Raw genomic sequence first — 19818 nt, 5'->3', positions numbered from 1 at the left:
CAGCTCTTGCTTGAGGCGTTTGTTGAACATGGGAAAGCACCGATGGACTGGAGGGAAAGCGGGGTTGCAGCCCTAACCATCGGCCTTGGAAATCTTTTCTGAAGAGCGATCGAGACCGGCCAGTCAAAAATAATCTCAATTGGCCATTGGTCTTATCCGCCCGCGCAGAACGGATACAAAACCCGCCGCTCTGGCCCGGCCATATCAGGTATTCTCAAGTCAAATTGCAACAACATGTTGCCGCTATCCGCCCGATAAGGAGTTCCGTTTTGGATTTATCGACCGCTGCCTGGATGGTTCACGACACCCGCCTGATTCTCTGCTGCCTGCTGGCGATTGCGACGATTATCGTGTTGATCAGCGCCAGCAAGCTACCGCCCTTTCTATCGATCCTGATCGGTACGTTCATCGCCGGCGTCGGTGCCGGGTTACCGCCAGAGGACGTGGCAAAGGCGTTCAGCAAGGGCGCCGGGGCGATTCTCGGTGAAGCGGGGATCATCATCGCGCTGGGCTCGATGCTGGGTGCGCTGATGGCCGAGTCCGGTGCAGCCGACCGCATCGCGTCGACCTTGCTCGGACTGGGCAAAGGCAAGTCCCTGCCGTGGGTCATGGCGCTGGTGGCGATGGTGATCGGCCTGCCGCTGTTCTTCGAAGTGGGGCTGGTGATGATGGTTCCGATCATCTTCGTCATGGCCCGCCGTTCCGGTCAGCCGCTGTTGAAAATCGCGATTCCGGCGCTGGCCGGCATGACCACGCTGCATGCCCTGATGCCGCCGCATCCCGGACCGCTGATCGCGGTCAGCGCATTGCATGCCGACCTCGGGCTGACCATGTTGCTGGGCTTCAGCATCGCCATCCCGGCGGTGATCCTGGCCGGACCGGTCTACGGCAACTGGCTGTCGAAACGCATGCACGTCGATGAGCCGGCAGAACTGGGCGCGCTGTTCAGCGCCCCGCCGAAAGCGCCGCGCCAGCCGAGTTTCGGCATGTCGCTGCTGATCATTCTGTTGCCGGTGTTGCTGATGCTCGGCAGCACGCTGGCGAAAGTCGCGATGAGCCCGGAAAGCGGCGTCGCCCTGACCCTGAAGTTTCTCGGAGAACCCTTGGTGGCGCTGGGCATTGCCGTCATGGCGGCGGTGATCTGCCTCGGCTGGGCCAACGGCATGCCGCGTGAACACGTCGGCGGCACCCTGCGCAAAAGCCTCGTGCCGATTGCCGTGCTGTTGCTGACCATCGGGGCCGGTGGCGGCTTGAAGCAGACCTTGCTGGATGCCGGCGTCAGCCAGACCATCAGCAAAGTCGCCGAAGGCGCGCACATGCCGTATCTGCTGCTGGCGTGGCTGATTGCCGTGGCACTGCGTCAGGCCACAGGCTCGGCGACGGTGGCCACCACGACGACGGCGGGGATTCTCGCGCCGATGATGGCGGGCCTTGCCGCGACGCAAAGTTCGTTGGTGGCGCTGGCGATTGGCGCCGGCTCAGTGTTCTTCTGCCACGTGAACGACGCCGGCTTCTGGATGGTTCGCGAGTACTTCGGCCTGCAGCTGAAACAGACGATCTGGGTCTGGTCGGTCCTGCAAACCATTGTCTCGGTGGTGGGTCTGGTGGGGACCTTGCTGTGGTGGCACTGGTTGACGTGACGACGAGGCGAACTTGCGCAGAGGCCGTCAACCAACCCTCAGGAACAGGGCGCCACCGAACGGCGCCCGCCACCGGGCATGCGCACACCGAAGTACGCCGCGCTGACGATGCCGACCGCGCCCATCACCGCGCAAAACATCACACAAATCCATGGGCTCCACGGCATCAGACCGATCAGCAACAGCGGTGTGATGCTTGCCCATGCGGCGTAAGCAATGTTGTAGGTGAAGGAGATGCCCGAAACACGAATCCGTGCCGGAAACAGGCTGACCATCACCGACGGCACCGCACCGACCACACCGCAGGCCAGGCCGGCGATGGCGTATGCCAGCCCTACCCAGTCGCCGCCCATAATCAAACAGCTGTAAAGCACACCGATGCCCAATGGCAGCAGCAGGCTATAAAGCATGACTGTGCGCCAGGCACCGAGACGATCGACCAGCAACCCGGCGATCACGCAGCCAATGTTCAGGAACACGATGCCCAACGCGCTTAGGGCAAAGGTATGGCCGGCGGTCATGCCGAAGGTCTTCTGCATCATGGTCGGGGTAATGACCACAAACACCACCACCGCCGAAGTCAGTACGCACGTCAACAGCATGGCCGGCAGCATCGCCAGACGATGCTCGCGCAAGACTGTGCGCAACGGCAGTTCGACCCGCGCCTCACGCTGCGCTTCCATGGCCATGAACACCGGGGTTTCGCTCAGCCAGCGGCGCAGGTACACGCCGATCACGCCGAACACTCCACCGAGCAGGAACGGATAACGCCAGGCGTAATCGAGGATTTCCGCCGGGGTAAACACCTGTGCGAGAAACGTCGCAGTCAATGCGCCGATCAGGTAACCGAAGGTCAGCCCGGCCTGAAGAAAGCCCAGTGCATAACCACGATGCGCAACCGGTGCGTGCTCGGCCACGAACACCCAGGCGCTCGGCACCTCACCGCCCACCGCCGCGCCTTGCAGGATGCGCAGCGCCAGCAGCAACAGCGGTGCGAAATAGCCGATCTGCGCGTAGGTCGGCATGATCCCGATCAGCAGGCACGGCAGCGCCATCATCAGGATGCTCAGGCTGAAGACCTTCTTGCGCCCCAGCCGGTCGGCGAAATGCGCCATCAGGATCCCGCCCAGCGGCCGTGCCAGATAGCCCGTGACAAAGATCCCGAAGCTTTGCAGCAGGCGCAGCCACTCGGGCATTTCCGGCGGGAAGAACAACTGGCTGAGGGTCAGGGCGAAGAACACGAAAATGATGAAATCGTAGATCTCCAGCGCCCCGCCCAGGGCCGCAAGGCCGAGGGTCTTGTAGTCGGAACGGCTGAACGGCGCCGGTCGGGCAGTGGAATGGGCAGTCATGGCAAAGAACTCTGGCAGGCAAAAAACCAAGGCGCCCATGGTCTACGCAAACGGGCCGATCGACAACCCGTTAGACCATAGTCTGATTCAGTGAAACGCGGTCACAAAAATCCGCCGGTTGATTTACTGTTGGCACCTGTCCAGACGGGCCGGCCAAGCCCCGAAGACCACAATAAACATAAAAATCCGAGGTACTCCCGTGGCCGTTGATATCGAAGATAGCCGCTCTGCGCGCTTTGCCTTGCGCTGCTCCAGTTTTGCCGAACGCTGGTTTCCCGATTCCTGGGTGTTCGCCGCACTCGCCGTGATCATCGTGGCCCTGGCCACCCTGGCCATGGGCGCCAAACCCACCGACGCCGCCATGGCCTTCGGTGACGGCTTCTGGAGCCTGATCCCCTTCACCATGCAGATGGCCTTCGTGGTGATCGGCGGTTACGTGGTGGCCAGCTCGCCGCCCGCCGTGAAACTGATCGATCGCCTGGCGCGAATCCCGAAGAACGGCCGCTCCGCCGTGGCCTGGGTCGCACTGATCTCGATGGTCGCATCGTTGCTGAACTGGGGCCTGTCGCTGGTATTCGGCGGTCTGCTGGTGCGCGCCCTCGCCCGCCGCACCGATCTGAAAATGGATTACCGCGCCGCCGGAGCCGCGGCTTATCTGGGTCTTGGCGCCGTGTGGGCGCTGGGCCTGTCGTCGTCCGCCGCGCAACTGCAGGCCAACCCCGCCAGCCTGCCGCCGTCGATTCTGTCGATCACCGGGGTGATTCCGTTCACCCAGACGATTTTCCTCTGGCAGTCGGGCGTGATGTTGCTGGCGCTGGTGGTGATCTCGATCATCATCGCCTACGCCACCGCGCCCGGCCCGAACTCGGCGCGTGACGCCAAGGCCTGCGGCATCGACCCGGCCTTCAACCTGCCGCCGCTGCAACCGCGCACCCGGCCCGGCGAATGGCTGGAGCACAGCCCGCTGCTGATCATCGTGCTGGTGCTGCTGGCGGCCGGATGGCTGTTCCACGAGTTCTCGACCAAACCGGCGATCACCGCGATTTCCGGGCTCAACACCTACAACTTCCTGTTCATCATGCTTGGCGCATTGCTGCACTGGCGCCCGCGCAGCTTCCTCGATGCGGTGGCGCGAGCGGTGCCGACCACCACCGGCGTACTGATCCAGTTCCCGCTGTACGGTTCGATTGCCGCGCTGATGACCACGGTCAAAGGCACCGATGCCCAGACTCTGGCTCACCATATCTCGACGTTTTTCGTCAGCATCGCCTCCCACGACACCTATGCGCTGCTGATGGGCGTGTACTCGGCGATTCTCGGTTTCTTCATTCCGTCCGGGGGCGGCAAGTGGATCATCGAGGCGCCGTATGTGATGCAGGTGGCCACCGATCTGAAGTACCACCTCGGCTGGGCCGTGCAGATCTACAACGCCGCCGAAGCCCTGCCGAACCTGATCAACCCGTTCTACATGCTGCCGCTGCTGGGCGTGCTGGGGTTGAAGGCGCGGGATCTGATCGGTTTCTCGTTCGTGCAACTGCTGGTGCATACGCCGCTGGTGCTGCTGTTGCTGTGGGCGCTGGGGACGACATTGGCGTATACGCCGCCGGTGATGCCATGACGCGGAATCCTCTCCAGGCGTGATTCTCATGAGGGAGCTAGCGTACTGGCTCCCTCATTTGTTTCTGCGCCTTGGAAATGTCACCCAACCGTCACATTCCCTTGCTAGCGTCCGCCCGAAACATACTGAAACAATTAAGCATAAACGGACTTCTAAATGAACGACGACACCGACGGCAAAGACCCTTCCTCGCCTGAATCCGACAATCCCACCGATACCAGCCGCCGCCGTTTTCTCGGTGGTGTCGCCGTGCTGGGTGTGGGCGCCACGCTGGCCGGGTGCGGGAATGCCGCTGATCAGCCGGGCAAACCCGACGAGCGTCCGCTTTCGCCCGCAGAACTGGACAAGGCCCTGCGCGATCAGGTGAAGACCGTCGTGGTGATCTACGCCGAGAACCGCAGCTTCAATAACCTGTTCGGTGATTTCCCCGGTGTCGAGAAGCCGCTGTCCGCACTCAAGCCCGAGGAATACCAACAGCGCGACCGCGACGGCAGCCTGCTGCAGACCCTGCCGCCGGCCTGGGGCGGTGTATTGCAAGTCGGCCCGCAAACGCTTGATGGCGTGACCTATCCCAACGCCGTGCAGTTTCAGGAAAACCTGCCCAACGCGCCTTTCGCTCTGAAAGGCCCGAATGCCGAAGACTTGCCACTTGGCCTGGTAACCCGCGACCTTTGGCACGTGTTCTATCAGAACCAGATGCAGATCAACGGCGGCAAGAATGACGGCTTCGTGGCCTGGGCCGACTCCGGCGGCCTGACCATGGGTCACTATGCCCAGAGCCGCTACTCCCTGCGCCTGTGGGACGTGGCTCAGGAATTTGTGCTGTGCGACAACTTCTTCCAGGGTGCCTTCGGTGGCTCGTTCCTCAATCACCAATACCTGATCAGCGCCACCGCGCCGTTCTACCCGAACGTCACCAGTTCGGTCGCCAAGAGCCAGATCGCCGCGCTGCAAAGCGATGACCCCGCCGACCCGCGCCTCAAGCCGCTGGATCAGTCCCCGGCCAGCGCCATGACCGGCCCGCCGCAGTTCGGCCCGAGCGCGCTGACCCCGGACGGGTATGGGGTCAACACCCTGGCCCCGCCGTACTGGCCGACCTGGATCCGCGACCCGGAGCGTCCGGCGTATTCCAAGGCCGATCTGCCGAACGTCATGGTGCCGCAGACCCACGAGCACATTGGCGACAAGCTGTCGAAGAAGAACATCGACTGGGCGTGGTACGCCGGTGCCTGGCAGGCGACGCTGGATCAATTCAAGGATTCCGGCGGCATCCCGAAAATCCCCAACTTCCAGTATCACCACCAGCCGTTCAACTACTTCCAGCAACAAGGCCCGGAGCACCCCGAAGAACGCAGCAAACGCCTGCGCGACGCCGGCCTGGGAGACGAATCGAGCACCAACAAGTTCTTCGCCGATGCCGAGGCGGGCAAGTTGCCGGCCGTGAGTTTCTACAAACCCCAGGGCAACCTGAACATGCACGCCGGTTACGCTGACGTGGCTTCGGGCGATCGCCATATCGTCCGCGCGTTGAAAGTGCTACGGGAAAGTCCGCAATGGAAAAACATGGTGGTGATCGTGACCGTCGATGAAAACGGCGGCTGGTGGGACCACGTCGCACCGCCCAAGGGCGATCGCTGGGGGCCGGGTTCGCGGGTGCCGGCGCTGGTGGTGTCGCCGTTTGCCCGCAAAGGCACGGTGGATCACACGGTCTATGACACCGCGTCGATCCTGCGCCTGATCACCCGCGTGTTCCAGCTGGAGACCCTGGCGGGGATCAAACAGCGTGACGATGCGATGACCGGCCGGGGCCAGAAACCCATGGGCGATTTGACCAACGCCCTGCATTTCAAGGCCTGAGGACGAGTCCTGCGATACGGCCCAAAAAACTGTGGCTGACGGCTTCTCGCCATCACCCGGCTGATCCAATATGTGGCGCACCCGAGCAACGGGGAACCCACGCTGAAAAGGATCTGAGCATGTTCAAACTCGCAGGACTCACCCTCGCTGCGCTCACATTGAGCGCAGCCGCCCACGCCGATGTCGACCTGAAACTGGGCAGCACCGAACGCGTCACCCGCCTCTTCGCTTATCCCAACAATTGCAGCGTGATCTGCTTTCGCAACTGGACGCTTGAGCAGACCGTCGCCCATTATCTGAGCCAGAGCGTGCAACGCGATGGTTATACCGGTGCCAAGGTGCTGGTGAAGAACGATAACGGTCAGATCTATGCCGAGATCAGCGGGGTGCCGAAAGGTTACGACAAGCCGCTGACCGCGCTGCTGGATGCCGGGGACCTGGCCTACACCGGCGCCAGCAAGCTCAACGCCGATGGCAAATGGGCGTACAGCTGGTATCTGTTCCTGCCGCTGGGCATGGCCCTGGAAAACCGTAAAAGTGTCGAACTGCTGCACTTCCCGCCGGATTACTCGCTGACCCAGGCCCAGGATTACCTGCGCTCCAACACCACCGATCGCTGGGCCGCGCTGCTGACCGACAACGGCATCCCGGCCGACCAGACGCCGGGCTACCAGACCATCGTCGACATCGCGCCGATTGCCGCCCCCGCCAGCGCCGGCAGCGATCTTGAAGGGGTCTACGACTACTTCAAGGACTACCAGACCACCATGGTCAAACAGGTCAGCGTCAGCGCCAGCGGTGCTGCCCTGCCGATGGTGGCCTTCGGTGCACCGGTGCGTAACTGGATCAAACAGCAATATGGACCGACCGTGAACGTACTCGGCCTGGCAACCATCACTCCGAGCGCCGGGGTGAACGTGCCGGTATTGGGTTCCAACCACCCGAGCTACATCTGGTACGCCGCCGATCCCAAGAGCTACACCGGTGACGACGCCCAGGCCAAGGCTGACGCGGCGGGGCTGAAAGTGATGGGCCAGGACTTGAGCGCCGCCTGCTGGCAGGCCGGCATGGGCAGCAAGCCGGGCACCGACCCGAAAACCCTGCTGAACAGCTGCACCCAGACCTGGCAAGTGACGCAGAAGGTCAAGACCTGCGAGCTGTTCTACACCTCGATCCGCAACCTGACCGCCGAACAGGCCGCCGCCAAGTGCGCCACCACGCCGATCAAGGCCCAGTTGCAACAACTCCAGAGCCCTATGCCGGACGCCGCAGTGCCTGCTCCGCATATTTGACGCAAGAATGGCTTTTCCGTGTCAGCGCAGGCTGACGCGGAAAAGCGTCTTTCGCCCCTGTCAGATGTGACAGTAGATCTGTAGTTTCATATACGCGATATTGGATCCAATACTGTGTTGCCGGGCCGAATGGAAACTGCCCTGTTGAAGTCGCAGCATCTTTTCGACAGGGATCGTTATGAATACGCAAGTCCTTCACCATCCCACGCCCCGCGATACAGAGGGGATCTACCCGTTCATGGGGCTTCCCGTGCGCCTCGGATTCCCTTCCCGTGCCGACTTCGAAGTGATTCACGACGCCCGGGGAACGCCCTGCGCAGTCGTCGCGCGCCGGGAATTCCTGCGCATCACCCGCATGTGCAGGGTCTCGGGCCAACTGCTGCCCTACCGCTGCCGCCAGACCCGGCAATTACAGGCCGGCATCCATATTTACGATCCACGCTTCTGCGGATTGCTTGAACACTCCTGCGATCCGAACGTGTTCATCGACATGAGCGAATTATGGCTGTGGGCCGTGCGAGACATTCAGCCGGGCGAGCGACTGACCATGGATCTCACCGCTACCGAAGACAAACTGCTCAGGCAGTTCGCCTGCGGTTGCGGATCTGCTCATTGTCGCGGCTGGATTACCGGCTATGACGAACCACCCAGCCTTGAAGGCCAGCGCTATTTGAAGAGCTGGCTGCGACAAGGCTTGCGCTGACTTGCAGGTTACGGTGCGCCGACCGGCCGCAAGCGGTATTGCGGTGGCAGTTGCTCGAAACCGCTGATGGTGGTGTTCAGACTTTTCCAGCGGCCATCCTTGATGCCGTAGATGCAACCGTGGATCGACAGGCTCTGCCCGCGATGCCAGGCGTTCTGGATGATGCTGGTGTGAGCGACGTTGGCCACTTGCTGGATCACGTTGAGCTCGCACAGGCGATCGACCTGTTCCTCTTCAGTCGGCAGTTTGGCGAGTTCTTCGCGCTTTTCGTAATACAGATCGCGAATCGACCGCAGCCAGCCATCGATCAGGCCGAACTGGCGATCCTGCATCGACGCCCGCACACCGCCGCAACCGTAGTGGCCGGTCACCAGAATGTGTTTGACCTTGAGCACGTCCACGGCGTACTGGATCACCGACAGGCAGTTGAGATCGGTGTGCAGCACCACGTTGGCGACGTTGCGGTGGACGAACAGATCGCCCGGCAGCATGCCGACGATTTCGTTGGCCGGAACCCGTGCATCGGAGCAACCGATCCACAGGTATTCAGGCGTCTGCTGACGGGCCAGTTTGGCGAAGAAATCCGGGTCTTCCTTGGTGATCGCGTCAGCCCAACGCTCGTTGTTATCAATCAGGTCTTGTAAGTCATGCATGCTGTAAGGCCTCAAGAAAGATGCGCTGCTATGACAGACAACCGTCCGTCGGGGTCACGAAAGGATCGCAAGTGATTTCATTGGAATTTCTCGTGTGCCGGGTGAGTCCACCTGAGTAAGGCCCACAGTATGAGGATTTGCCATGACTGATTCACGACGTCCCTTCGACGCGGTGCAGCCGGAGCCCATCGATGATAACGAAGACCGCATGGGATCGGTGCATGAGCTGGATTTCGACGACGAACAGCCCAGCGCAAAGATCGGTGATGAACTGCCGGAACGTGAGCGTGAGCAACGGATGCCTCGGGAACGGGTACGGGAGGCGGGTCTGACTGGCGCTTCAGTGGCTGATCATGAGCCGACCGACGATGACCTGAGCCCGGAAACCCTGATCCGCGAAGACGGCGCCCGTGATGCCGATGAGCTGGGGTCAGGCAATCAGGCGGATTGGGATTTGAGCATTGTCGATGAGGACGACATTGGCGGCGGCGACGGGCTGGATGAAGCGGAAATGGCGCGACGCGACCCGATGGATCGCAAACGCTGAAGTGCTCGCTGGAAGCTGCCTCAGATTGAAGCAGCTTCCAACGGCGATCAGTCAACCAGGGTGCAGGCCATGACCACGGCGTCTTCACGCCCGCCCACTGCCGGGTAGTAATCGCGACGACGGCCGATTTCATTGAAACCGTAGCGCTCGTACAGGCGGAACGCCGCTGTGTTGCTGTCGCGCACTTCCAGGAAACATTCCCGGGCATCGGCCGCATAGGCACGGGACATCAGGTATTCGAGCAATGTCAGCCCCAGACCACGACCTTGGTTCTCCGGTTTTACCGTGATGTTGAGCAGGTGCGCTTCATCCAGAATGATCTGCACCACCCCGTGGCCGACCTGCTGCTCGCCTTCGAACATCAGCCAGATCTGGTATTTACCCAGCCCGTCGAGAAAAATCCCGCGGGTCCAGGGATGGCTGTAGGCCGCGAATTCAATTTTCAGCACAGCGTCCAGATCGGCTTCGACCATCGGACGGAAGGTTACCGCATCACTCATTCGATTCTTTCCAGCGCGCCATCAGCCGACGCATGGCTTGCCACACGGCGGCTTTGCGCTGTGGCTCTTCCATCAACAATTCCAGTCCCGGCACGGCCCAGGCCAGGCCAAGACCCTCGATCTGCAATTCACTGTTGAACGCTTCGGCGTCCTTTTCACCGGCGAAGCGCACCGCCGGCAGACCGATCAGCCACAGGCAGGCGCACGGCGCGGCTTCCATTTGCACCGAAAGGAAACCCTGGACGAAATCCCGGGCGGCATCCGGCCCCTGATCCATGGTGCCGCGCACCAGCAGTGGCCAACGCACCGGATCGCCGACGATCTGCGGCGCATCCGGCAGACCGGCGGCCCGCAGCATGTCCTTGAGCAGCAGATAGGCCGGATCCCGGCTCTGGAACGATTCGCCTGTGGGTAACTCCACCAGCAACAGGCAACGACCGGCGCGCAGCAATTGCAGGGCGAAACGCGGTGGCGGCACTGGCGCGGGCCTTGCGACCACTGGCGCCTCTTCGGCTTCCTCCACCGGTTTGGCGGCGGGACGGCTGCTGGCAGGCGTCGGGCGCGGGACCTCGATCTTCGGCCGCTCGGCCACACGCGCAGCCGGTTGAGCCGGCGCCTCAGCCGGGGATGCCGGTGCGACGGACAGCAAAACCTCGGGCTCTGGCTCCAGCGGCTCCAGCAGCTCGGGCCGCGACGGAGCGGCGAAGGGCAATTCGGTGCGCGGCAGCCAGTTGACCACCTGCATGGCGTTCAAATAGGCGCGGCGGCGGGACTCGATTAGCAAGGGTCGGCCACTTGTGGATAACTGAAGTGCGCTGATTCTACCGCCCTTCGCTCAAGATCGCCCGCTGTTGATCGATAGTCTTGACCGATACCTTGACGCAAAGAAAAGCGACAGCCCGTCCCGAGAGTGAATCGCATCCCGCGTGATGCAGTACAATCGCGGCTTTTAATCGCCAACCAGCCGGCCATTCCGATGATCGAACCCAAGCGCGTCTTGCGCGCCCTCGCTGAACACTGGGCACTTCTGGAGCCACTGTGCGAGCACTTCGACCAGGGCACCCTGAGCCTCAACGAACTGCGCACGCAACTGGCCGCCCAACAACTGGAAAGCACGCCACAGGACATCACCAGCCTGCTCGACGTGTGGATTCGCCTCGACATTCTGGTTCCCGTGGCGAAAAGCCCGAACCGTTTCGAGCTCAACGCGCAAATCCACGACTTCCTCGCCTACCTGCGCCGGGAGCACCGTCTGGGCCTGTGCCTGGAAATCGAAGCCTACCTGCGTCACCTCGAGCGTCTGGCCGGTTATATCCAGGATGCGTTCGACGTCCGTGACGGCAATGACCTGGCCCGTCAGCTGCGCCTGCTCGACATGCGTGTGCGTGACGTCCTGAAGAAACTCGACAACGACGAACAGGCGCTGGTGGCGGTGGCCGAACGGGCCAAGACCAGCGACCGGCAAATCCCCCTGCGTCAGCGTTACGCTGAAGTACTGGCGACCTGGGACGAATACGTCGAGCCGATGATCGATCTGGTGAACGCCGACGGCGCCTTCGAACAAGGCGTGCGCAAGGTCGAAACCGTGTTGTTGAAGATGCTTAGCGAACAACAGCGCCTCGGCCACCTGGTCGATGACGACATGCTGCTGCGCACCCACGCGCGCATCCTCGAAATGCAGACCAGCGCCCAGTTGACCTTGCGTCACGCCCGGGAACTGCTGCTGCCGCTGCGTGAAGAGGCGCGCCGGCACAACGCCGTGACCCGTGGTGCCGCGCTGGCGCTGGCGGCGATCCGCCGCAAAGGCATCGACGCCGTGCCGCAAGCCGCGATGCCGCTGTTCACCCGGCCGCAAAGCACCTTCCTCGGCAGCGCCAGTCAGGTTGAAGCCTACGTCTACGCCCTGGCCCGTTTCGAGCCGAAACCGGCGCGCTTCCCCAAGGCGCACAAGTCGCAAAAGACCGGCGATGCCCCGCGTGCACCGCGCACCGTGCGCGAAATGGTCGACCGCTGCGAAGAATCCCTGCCGATGCCGGATCTGATGACCTGGCTGCTGGAGCAGGAACCGGACGGCGCCACCGACGAATTGCTTTACTGGTTCTCGCGTCTGTCGCGGGAAAAACGCTTCAAGCGCGAGCGTCTGGAACGCCGCGAATACCACACTCATGAGCATCAGGTCAGCCTGCGCTCCTTCGCCCTGCTCTCGGCCCGCGACCCCGCCGCCGAGGATTCTGCGAGCACTCCACATGCATCTTGATCTCTCCGAACTGTCTCAACTGGCGCCGATCTTCCGCGAACTGTTCAAGGGCTACCACGTCAGCCGCCGCGATCCTGAGCTGTACGCGCAGCTGTCGAACTTCCAGGACCAGTACCGCACGCTGTTCAAGGCCCTGGGCTTCGAACTGGTCTGCGACACCCGTGGTTTCTACTACTTCGTGCCGGACATGGCCGCCGCCGCAGTAAACAAGACCGCCCAGCGTCTGGCGCTGTTCACCTTCATCCTTGTCGAGCACCTGGCTGACCAGGGTCGCGACCCGATCGCCGTGCTGGACGGCGGCAGTCTCGGCCGCGACGAACTGCCATCGCTGCTGGAAAAGTACCGCGACCTGTTCATCCAGGCCGAAGTGCAGACCGTTGATGAGCTGGAAGAGAAGATCATGCGCCGCATGACCCAGCTCGGTTTCGCCGGCGAAGAAAACGGTGTGTACCGCTTCCTGCCGCCGATGCACCGCTTCCTCGACGTGTGCCTGTCGGTGCAGCAGGACCGCGATCTGGCGGCCAGCGTCCACAGCGTGCTGCCGCTGCCGGCACCGGTGCTGATCGACGAGGAAGCCGAGGCCAGGCTGCTGGAAACCGACGATCCGCTAGACCTGACCGAGTTTGAAGAAGAAAGCGAAGAAGACGCACTGGCCCGCGCCATTGCCGAAGAACAGGAGTCCGACGCATGAGCCAGGAACGCTACGGCATCCGCCGCTTTGCCCTTTTGAACACCGCCGGTTACAGCCTCGGCCTGTTCCCGCTGGAAGAGCCGCTGTCGGTCTACGGCGCGAACAACCTCGGTAAATCCGCCTCGATCAACGCCTTGCAGTTCCCGATCCTGGCGCGCATGTCGGACATGAGTTTCGGCAAATACAGCCTGGAACAATCCCGGCGTTTCTACTTTGCCTCCGACACCAGCTACATCCTCGTCGAAGTGAACCTGCCTCATGGCCCGCACGTGATCGGCGTCGTCGGTCGCGGCCCCGGCGGTGGTTTCGGTCACCAGTTCTTTGCCTATGCCGGCAAGCTCGATCTGGCCCACTACCAGAAAAACGATACCTGCCTGCGCCAGAAAGAACTGTTCAGCAACCTTGAAAAAGAAGGCCTGAAAGCCTACGAACTCAAGCCTGATGAACTGCGTCGCTTGCTGGTTGGCGGTCATACGTCGATCCCGCTGGATCTGACCCTGATTCCGCTGCGCTCCACCAGCGAGCAGAGCCTGAAGACTTTCCGCGCACTGTTCATCAACCTGCTGCACATGCGCGAAATCACCGCCGCCAAGCTCAAGCAGCTGTTCCTCGATGCCTTCGAACACAGCCTGCGTTCCGGCAGCGTCGACTACATCGCGGCCTGCGAAGAAGCCTTCCGCGACGTGCGTCGCATGGAACAGGACTACAACTCGCTGGTGGCCGCCGGCCCGTTGGTCGAAGCCTTGGCCAACGGCGTGAAACAGCGCGACGTGCTGCGCGGCAAGCTGCATCGCCTGTCGCCACTGCTCGACTCGTTGCTCGGTACGTGGTCGGACTACGCCACGGCGCGCAAGGAAGAGCTGACCATTCAGGCCGAGCACTACCGTCGCGAACAGGACGACCTGCAGAACGATCAGCGCGGCGGCACTCAGGAGCTGATGCGTCTGGAGCGGGAAATCTCCGGCATCCAGCGCTGGCTGGGTGAGTTGTCGGTGCTGAAGAATCGCTTTGCACTGATCGATGACGTCAAAGTGCTCGAGCAGCAACTGCTCGCCGCCAAGGACGCTCACGATGAACTGGCCGGTGCGCTGGCGCAGTCCCGTCAGTTCAGCGCCGAGGATCTCGAAGAGCGTCTGCGGGATCTGGAAAAACGCCTGAAGTCGGTGAAGCAGCAACTCGATCACGCCGACAACAACAGCTACGCCCGTCTGCGCGAAGAGTTTTCGCAACAGGACGTCGAGCGTCTGATGCGTCTGTTCAACAGCGCGCTGTTCAGCCTGCCGCTGGGTGAACACGGCATCACCCTCGACGAGGATGGCGAATGGGTGAAATCGGTCGAGCTGATCCTCGACGGCTTCAAGGGCGAGCGTTTCGAAGTGCCGGGCCTGTCGATCGACATCTCGCACATCGAGCCGCCGGCCCTGCAAGCGCTGGCTGACCGTGCCGCGCTGCGCGATCAGAAAGAGCGTCTGGAAAAAGAACTCAAGCAACTGAAAACCCAACAAGCCGTGGCCGCCGACCGCGCCGCGAGCAAGACCCAGACCGAAGCGCTGTACCAGCAGGTGCTGGACGCTCAGAAAGCGCTGGAAGATTTCCGTCGTACCCAGACCCTGAGTGCCGAAGAAGGCGACAAGCTGGAGCAACTGGCGCAGATGGAAGCCGCGCAGGACGAACTCAAGCGTTCCAGCGATGCGTTCACCGAGCGCGTCCAGCAACTGTCGGCCAAGCTGCAACTGGTCGGCCGGCAGATCGCCGACATGGAAGCCAAGCAGCGCACCCTCGACGATGCCCTGCGTCGCCGTCAGTTGCTGCCTGCTGATCTGCCGTTCGGCACGCCGTTCATGGATCCGGTCGACGATTCCATGGACAACCTGCTGCCGCTGCTCAACGACTATCAGGACAGCTGGCAAGGCCTGCTGCGTGCCGATGGCCAGATCGAAGCGCTGTACGCGCAGGTACGCCTCAAGGGCGTGGCCAAGTTCGACAGCGAAGACGACATGGAGCGACGCCTGTCGTTGCTGATCAACGCTTACGCGCATCGCACCGACGAAGCGCTGACCCTGGGCAAGGCCCGTCGCGCGGCGGTCACCGATATCGCCCGGACCCTGCGCAACATCCGCAGCGACTACGACAGCCTCGAGCATCAACTGGCGTTGTTCAACCGCGAGATCAACAAGCGTCAGGTGTCCAACCTGCAGAGCTTCCGCATCGTGCTCGCGCCGAACAAGGAAGCACTCAAGCACATCGACCAGATCATCCACAGCGCCGGTCAGTACGAAGAAGGCGAAACCCTGTCGGTGTTCGACCTGAGCCAGAGCGCCGAGCAGGACAACAAGAACGAAGAGGCCAAGGAATATCTGGCGCGGCTGGTGGCGGCGAACCACAACCAGCTCGGCCTCAAGGACTTGTTCGAACTGGCGTTCGAGATCACCAAGGTCAACGGCCAGCCGGTAATCCACACCGACATCGATGGCGCCGCTTCCAACGGCACCACGATGACCATCAAGGCGCTGACCAACATGTACTTGTTGCTGCACTTGATGGACCGCGATCTGGCCGGTCGCGTTCGCCTGCCGTACTACCTCGACGAGGCGGCGGACATCGACGAAAGGAACCAGGCCGCACTGCTGGAAACCAGCCTGCAACTGGGCTTCGTGCCGATTCTGGCGAGCGTGAAGCCGCAGGTCTGCGCCAGTGTCGCTATTGACCTGGAAGGCGGCAGCGGCCCGGCGGGCATCTACATCGACGAGGCGGACTGGAAGTACATCCGCCGCCACGATGTGGTGAAAGCCACGATCAATGTCGAAGCGGATGAACCAGAGCTGGATGCGGTTTGATGCGTAACTGACGGGCACAAAAAAGGGCCGCGATCCATTGGATCGCGGCCCTTTTCATTGGGCGGGATTATTTGCCGAGGGGGATTTTCGGCGCCCAGGTCAGCCACTCGTCTTCAAACTTGTCGAACAGCGGGAAGGTCTGCTCGGCGCGGGCCGGGTTGCCCATCCGCTCGCCGTCCGGTGTGGCGAAGGCGATACCGCCCTGAATCGCGGTCTCAAGCGACTCGGTACGTACGGTCAGGCCATTGAACAAACCGATGTCGAACCCTACACCACTGGTGTTCCAGAAGCGGCTGCCACTGCGTACCAGTGGCGCGTATTTCGGCTCGATCAGGATGTGCACCAGTACGCGGTCGGCGGTCTGACCCAGTTCGTAACCAGTGACTTTACCCACCGTGATTTCGCGATAGGTCACCGGCACGCCGGGTTTCAGCGAGCCGCGGCGGGCAGCGCTCAATACCAGGCTGAGGCCGGCCTCTTGTTTGCTCACTTCCGGTGGATTGGCCAAGGCCACGAAGTTCTTCTGCGGGCCTAGGCTCTTCGCCGCCGGCTGGACTTCGATGTACTGCCCCGTGACCAGGGTTTCCAGATTCGAGGTCTTGATCAGCCCCAGCTCCGGCTTGACCACCCAGAACTGACTGCCGACCCGGGCAATCTTCTCCGGCACTTCGGTGATGCGCGCAGTGAGGATCACCGATTGCAGGTCATCGGTCAGGTCGACACTTTCGATCTTGCCGACATCCAGTCCCTTGAAACGGACCGGCGTGCCGCTGCGCAGGCCGTCAGCGCGGTCAACCTTGATGGTCACCACCTCACCCTTCTGATTCGCGTCATCATGATTGGCGAACAGACGGAAGCGCGGAATCCGCTTCTGCAATGGCGCCTTGGCTTGCGGCGTTTCGAAGGCGATGCCGCCGGCCATCAAGGTCTGCAAGGACTCGCTCTTGACCTGTATCCCGCCAGTCAGGCCGCCGGTCAACGTGATGCCGCTGACGTTCCAGAACCGGGTCGAGGCGTTGACCAGGTTTTCGTATTCCTTCTCGATGTGGACGCCGATCACCAGTTGCTTTTTGGTCTTGGAAAACTGATAGCTCTGCACCGAGCCGACCTTGACCTGTTTGTAGAGAATCGGACTGCCGACCTCGATCGAACCGAGGCTGTCGGTGAACAGCACCAGGTGCAGGCCCGGTGCCTTAAGATCCAGTGGTGGCGCTTTTGGCCGAGCCTCGAACTCGCGTTGCGGCGCACCGCCCTTGTCGCCCGGGCGCACGGCGATGTAGTTACCTTTGACCAGTGCTTCCAGACCGGTGATGCCAGCCAGGGAGATCGAAGGTTTGACCACCCAGAATTGCGTGCCGGTGACCAGATAGTCTTCGGCCAGCGGATCGAGGGTCAGCTCGGCGGTAGCACTGGACAGGTCCGGGTCGATCTTCAGCGCTTTCAGGTTACCGACCTGAATGCCCTTGTACATCACCGGGGTGCGCCCGGCCTGCAGGCCTTCGAAATCGCTGAGTTTGACCTTCACACGGATGCCGGCGGCGGCTGCATCGAAATCCTCATACAAACGGAACGGCAGGCTCGGATCGGTGGGCGGGCTGTCCTTGCGGTTCTCTGGCGTGGCGAAAGCAATACCGCCGGCGACGATGCTGGCCAAGGACTCGCTGCGCACTTTCACGCCGGACAGGTTGGCGTCGATGCTGATGCCGCTGGCGTTCCAGAAACGTGTGTGTTTGCGCACCAGTTTGGCGTAGGTCGGTTCGATGAATACCTTGAGTTCGACGGTGCTCTGGTCTTCCGACAGCACGTAACTCTTGATCTGGCCGACCTTGATCTGCTTGTAGAACACCGGGCTGCCACGGTTCAGCGAACCCAGGCGATCAGCCTTGATCGTCAGGTGCAGGCCGGGTTTGGAGTCCGACAGCGGCGGCTCTTCGGCCAAGGCCTTGAACTTGCGTGTGGGCTCGCCTTCGCCCGGGCTGATCGCGACATAGTTACCCGACACCAGGGTTTCCAGACCGGTGATGCCAGCCAGCGTCACGCTCGGTTTGACCAGCCAGAAGCGGGTGCTGGTCTTCAGGTATTGATCGACATCCTTGTTCATCTCGATGGTGGCAATCACACCTTTGGTGCCGCCTTCGTCATCGAGCTTGAGGGATTTGACCTTACCGACGGACATGCCTTTGTAGACCACCTCAGTCTTGTTGGCCTGGATGCCTTCACCACTTTCGAAACGCACCTGAATCTCGATGCCGGTTTCGTTGTAGGCACGCCATCCCAGCCAGCCGCCGATGATCAGGGCAATCAGGGGCAGTACCCAAATGGCAGACCAGTTCGAAGCCGGTCGGGTTTTCGCTACAGGCAAATCAGTCATGGTCGGCGTCCGACTCCGTGTTATCCCAAATCAGTCGGGGATCGAAAGTGACAGCGGCGAGCATCGTCAGAATCACCACACTGGCGAAGGCGATGGCGCCCAGATTGGCTTCGACGCTGGCAAGCCGGCCGAAGTTGACGACCGCCACCAGAATGGCGATCACGAAAATGTCGAGCATCGACCAGCGACCGATGAACTCGATGAAGCGGTACATCCAGATTCGCTGACGCGCAGATAACGGCTGACGGCGCTGTACCGAAAACAACAGCAGCGCGATGCCGACCAGCTTGAATGTAGGCACCAGGATACTGGCGATGAACACCACGGCAGCAATCGGAATCATGCCGTGCTGCACCAGTTGAATGACACCGGACATGATCGTGCTCGGATCACCCTGCCCCAGAGAGCTGACTGTCATGATCGGCAGTACGTTGGCCGGAATGTAGACAATCGCGGCCGTGATCAGCAGCGCCCAGGTTCGCGCGAGGCTGTTGGGCCGTCGGGCGTGGACCAGCGCACCGCATCGGGTGCAGGTCTGCACGTCGCTGTCGGCATCCTGCTTGTTCAGTTCGTGGCATTCGGTACAAATCAGAATGCCCGCATCAATCGCCCGCATGGGCATCTTCTCCTGATAACGCCTGCCAGATTTGGTGCGGTGACATCACCACTTCGAGCCAGACCTGAACCAGTAACAAACCGATGAAACATGCCAGACCGAGACCGACGGTGATGGCCGCCATGTCCGCCAGTTTGACGATCGCCACCAGGACACCCATGAGGTAGACCTCAAGCATGCCCCAGTCTTTGAGGTGGTGATAAATGCGGTAGAGCAACAGGCCGTAGCTACGACCGATGTTGAAACGGATGGTCAGCAACACGATCAACTGACACAGCAGTTTCAGCAGTGGGATCGCCATGCTGCACAGGAATACGACGACTGAAACACCGCGCATATCGGTATTGAACAGACCGACAACGCCGCTCCAGACAGTGTCCTGCGACGATTGCCCGAGAACATTGAGCTGCATGATGGGTAAAAAGTTCGCCGGCACGTAGAGCAACAGTGCGGCAATGACCAGGGCAAGACTGCGTTGCACCACGTTATGGCGGTGCGCATACAGTTCGTAACCGCAGCGTGGGCAGAGGGCTTTTTCGCCGTGAGCAAGCTTAGGCTTGCGCATCAGCAGATCGCACTCATGGCAGGCCACCAAGTCATCCAGCGGTAAATCTGACAGCCCGGGGGCGTCAACCGAATCCGACATAAGGGCTCTGGCTCCGAAAAAGATGGGGACTATTCTAGTGTTCTGATTCGAAAATAACTGTGCAAATTTGTTCGCTGTTGCAGGCAAAAAACTTTCCTGCGGGCAAAACAAAACCCCAACTGCTTTCGCAATTGGGGTCTCGGAATTTAATCTTGACGATGACCTACTCTCACATGGGGAAACCCCACACTACCATCGGCGATGCATCGTTTCACTTCTGAGTTCGGGATGGGATCAG

Annotated in this window: 16 protein-coding genes and 1 rRNA gene; 9 read left to right on the top strand and 8 right to left on the bottom strand. The window is 61.4% G+C overall.

The features are described 5' to 3' along the window. Positions 1-269 precede the first annotated feature (269 nt). Positions 270-1640, top strand: a complete 1371-nt coding sequence (locus CAG02_RS12070) for a gluconate:H+ symporter (RefSeq protein WP_085709274.1) — start codon at positions 270-272, stop codon at positions 1638-1640. A 38-nt stretch (positions 1641-1678) separates the two neighbouring features. Here the strand turns inward: CAG02_RS12070 and CAG02_RS12065 are convergent, their stop codons facing one another. After that, on the bottom strand, positions 1679-2992 hold the full coding sequence (locus CAG02_RS12065) for an MFS transporter (protein WP_085709273.1): 1314 nt from the start codon (positions 2990-2992) through the stop codon (positions 1679-1681). 199 nt (positions 2993-3191) lie between these two features. Here CAG02_RS12065 and CAG02_RS12060 point away from each other — a divergent pair, with 199 nt between their 5' ends. The 4 genes from CAG02_RS12060 to CAG02_RS12045 all read left to right on the top strand — a co-directional run bounded on the left by CAG02_RS12060 (position 3192) and on the right by CAG02_RS12045 (position 8462). Next, positions 3192-4610, top strand: a complete 1419-nt coding sequence (locus tag CAG02_RS12060; RefSeq protein WP_085709272.1) for a short-chain fatty acid transporter — start codon at positions 3192-3194, stop codon at positions 4608-4610. 156 nt (positions 4611-4766) lie between these two features. Continuing rightward, positions 4767-6467 carry an acid phosphatase gene (gene acpA / locus CAG02_RS12055; RefSeq protein ID WP_085709271.1) on the top strand — a complete coding sequence of 567 codons (1701 nt, stop codon included), beginning with the start codon at positions 4767-4769 and terminating at the stop codon, positions 6465-6467. A 119-nt stretch (positions 6468-6586) separates the two neighbouring features. Continuing rightward, positions 6587-7759, top strand: coding sequence for a hypothetical protein (locus CAG02_RS12050; protein ID WP_085709270.1), 1173 nt, complete (start codon positions 6587-6589; stop codon positions 7757-7759). A 178-nt stretch (positions 7760-7937) separates the two neighbouring features. Next, the gene (locus CAG02_RS12045; RefSeq protein WP_085709269.1) at positions 7938-8462 is read left to right on the top strand and encodes an SET domain-containing protein-lysine N-methyltransferase; all 525 of its coding nucleotides are present in this window, start codon (positions 7938-7940) and stop codon (positions 8460-8462) included. A gap of 8 nt (positions 8463-8470) precedes the next feature. Here CAG02_RS12045 and can read toward each other — a convergent pair whose 3' ends face one another. Continuing rightward, on the bottom strand, positions 8471-9115 hold the full coding sequence (gene can / locus CAG02_RS12040; RefSeq protein ID WP_007951756.1) for a carbonate dehydratase: 645 nt from the start codon (positions 9113-9115) through the stop codon (positions 8471-8473). Between the two features lie 142 nt (positions 9116-9257). On the opposite strand from can, the gene CAG02_RS12035 reads away from it, so the two are divergent. After that, positions 9258-9662 carry a serine kinase/phosphatase gene (locus CAG02_RS12035; RefSeq protein WP_085709268.1) on the top strand — a complete coding sequence of 135 codons (405 nt, stop codon included), beginning with the start codon at positions 9258-9260 and terminating at the stop codon, positions 9660-9662. 47 nt (positions 9663-9709) lie between these two features. Here CAG02_RS12035 and rimI read toward each other — a convergent pair whose 3' ends face one another. Beyond that, a complete protein-coding gene (gene rimI / locus CAG02_RS12030) occupies positions 9710-10162 on the bottom strand; it encodes a ribosomal protein S18-alanine N-acetyltransferase (RefSeq protein WP_085709267.1) in 453 nt (150 codons plus the stop codon). Further along, a complete protein-coding gene (locus CAG02_RS12025; RefSeq protein WP_085709266.1) occupies positions 10155-10907 on the bottom strand; it encodes an energy transducer TonB in 753 nt (250 codons plus the stop codon). The genes rimI and CAG02_RS12025 overlap by 8 nt, the downstream gene beginning before the upstream one ends. A 231-nt stretch (positions 10908-11138) precedes the next feature. Here CAG02_RS12025 and mksB point away from each other — a divergent pair, with 231 nt between their 5' ends. The 3 genes from mksB to mksF are packed head-to-tail and all read left to right on the top strand — an operon-like array spanning position 11139 to position 15947. Continuing rightward, complete coding sequence (gene mksB, locus CAG02_RS12020; protein ID WP_170931593.1) at positions 11139-12419, top strand: Mks condensin complex protein MksB; 1281 nt, start codon at positions 11139-11141, stop codon at positions 12417-12419. Continuing rightward, positions 12409-13110: an Mks condensin complex protein MksE gene (mksE, locus tag CAG02_RS12015; protein ID WP_085709264.1), complete on the top strand. Its 702-nt coding sequence runs from the start codon at positions 12409-12411 to the stop codon at positions 13108-13110. Before mksB ends, mksE begins: the two co-directional genes overlap by 11 nt. Beyond that, positions 13107-15947: an Mks condensin complex protein MksF gene (gene mksF, locus CAG02_RS12010; RefSeq protein WP_085709263.1), complete on the top strand. Its 2841-nt coding sequence runs from the start codon at positions 13107-13109 to the stop codon at positions 15945-15947. Before mksE ends, mksF begins: the two co-directional genes overlap by 4 nt. A gap of 67 nt (positions 15948-16014) precedes the next feature. Here the strand turns inward: mksF and CAG02_RS12005 are convergent, their stop codons facing one another. From CAG02_RS12005 to rrf, 4 genes are all read right to left on the bottom strand, one after another. Further along, positions 16015-18318: an intermembrane transport protein PqiB gene (locus CAG02_RS12005; protein ID WP_085709262.1), complete on the bottom strand. Its 2304-nt coding sequence runs from the start codon at positions 18316-18318 to the stop codon at positions 16015-16017. Then, a complete protein-coding gene (locus CAG02_RS12000; RefSeq protein WP_085709261.1) occupies positions 18311-18934 on the bottom strand; it encodes a paraquat-inducible protein A in 624 nt (207 codons plus the stop codon). Before CAG02_RS12000 ends, CAG02_RS12005 begins: the two co-directional genes overlap by 8 nt. Next, on the bottom strand, positions 18921-19580 hold the full coding sequence (locus CAG02_RS11995) for a paraquat-inducible protein A (protein ID WP_085709260.1): 660 nt from the start codon (positions 19578-19580) through the stop codon (positions 18921-18923). The genes CAG02_RS12000 and CAG02_RS11995 overlap by 14 nt, the downstream gene beginning before the upstream one ends. A 150-nt stretch (positions 19581-19730) precedes the next feature. Then, a 5S ribosomal RNA gene (gene rrf, locus CAG02_RS11990) occupies positions 19731-19818 on the bottom strand; the annotation flags it as partial.

Origin of the sequence: Pseudomonas sp. R43(2017) (genome assembly GCF_002112345.1) — a bacterium.
Taxonomy (GTDB): Bacteria; Pseudomonadota; Gammaproteobacteria; order Pseudomonadales; family Pseudomonadaceae; genus Aquipseudomonas; species Aquipseudomonas kribbensis.
This window is presented reverse-complemented; position numbering and strand designations above follow the sequence as displayed.

Excerpts from the sequence above, each read along its gene's own strand:
- CAG02_RS12065 (WP_085709273.1), bottom strand. The coding sequence starts at position 2,992 with ATGACTGCCCATTCCACTGCCCGACCGGCGCCGTTCAGCCGTTCCGAC.
- acpA (WP_085709271.1), top strand. The coding sequence starts at position 4,767 with ATGAACGACGACACCGACGGCAAAGACCCTTCCTCGCCTGAATCCGAC.
- CAG02_RS12050 (WP_085709270.1), top strand. The coding sequence starts at position 6,587 with ATGTTCAAACTCGCAGGACTCACCCTCGCTGCGCTCACATTGAGCGCA.
- CAG02_RS12045 (WP_085709269.1), top strand. The coding sequence starts at position 7,938 with ATGAATACGCAAGTCCTTCACCATCCCACGCCCCGCGATACAGAGGGG.
- can (WP_007951756.1), bottom strand. The coding sequence starts at position 9,115 with ATGCATGACTTACAAGACCTGATTGATAACAACGAGCGTTGGGCTGAC.
- CAG02_RS12035 (WP_085709268.1), top strand. The coding sequence starts at position 9,258 with ATGACTGATTCACGACGTCCCTTCGACGCGGTGCAGCCGGAGCCCATC.
- rimI (WP_085709267.1), bottom strand. The coding sequence starts at position 10,162 with ATGAGTGATGCGGTAACCTTCCGTCCGATGGTCGAAGCCGATCTGGAC.
- CAG02_RS12025 (WP_085709266.1), bottom strand. The coding sequence starts at position 10,907 with ATGCAGGTGGTCAACTGGCTGCCGCGCACCGAATTGCCCTTCGCCGCT.
- mksB (WP_170931593.1), top strand. The coding sequence starts at position 11,139 with ATGATCGAACCCAAGCGCGTCTTGCGCGCCCTCGCTGAACACTGGGCA.
- mksE (WP_085709264.1), top strand. The coding sequence starts at position 12,409 with ATGCATCTTGATCTCTCCGAACTGTCTCAACTGGCGCCGATCTTCCGC.
- mksF (WP_085709263.1), top strand. The coding sequence starts at position 13,107 with ATGAGCCAGGAACGCTACGGCATCCGCCGCTTTGCCCTTTTGAACACC.
- CAG02_RS12005 (WP_085709262.1), bottom strand. The coding sequence starts at position 18,318 with ATGACTGATTTGCCTGTAGCGAAAACCCGACCGGCTTCGAACTGGTCT.
- CAG02_RS12000 (WP_085709261.1), bottom strand. The coding sequence starts at position 18,934 with ATGCGGGCGATTGATGCGGGCATTCTGATTTGTACCGAATGCCACGAA.
- CAG02_RS11995 (WP_085709260.1), bottom strand. The coding sequence starts at position 19,580 with ATGTCGGATTCGGTTGACGCCCCCGGGCTGTCAGATTTACCGCTGGAT.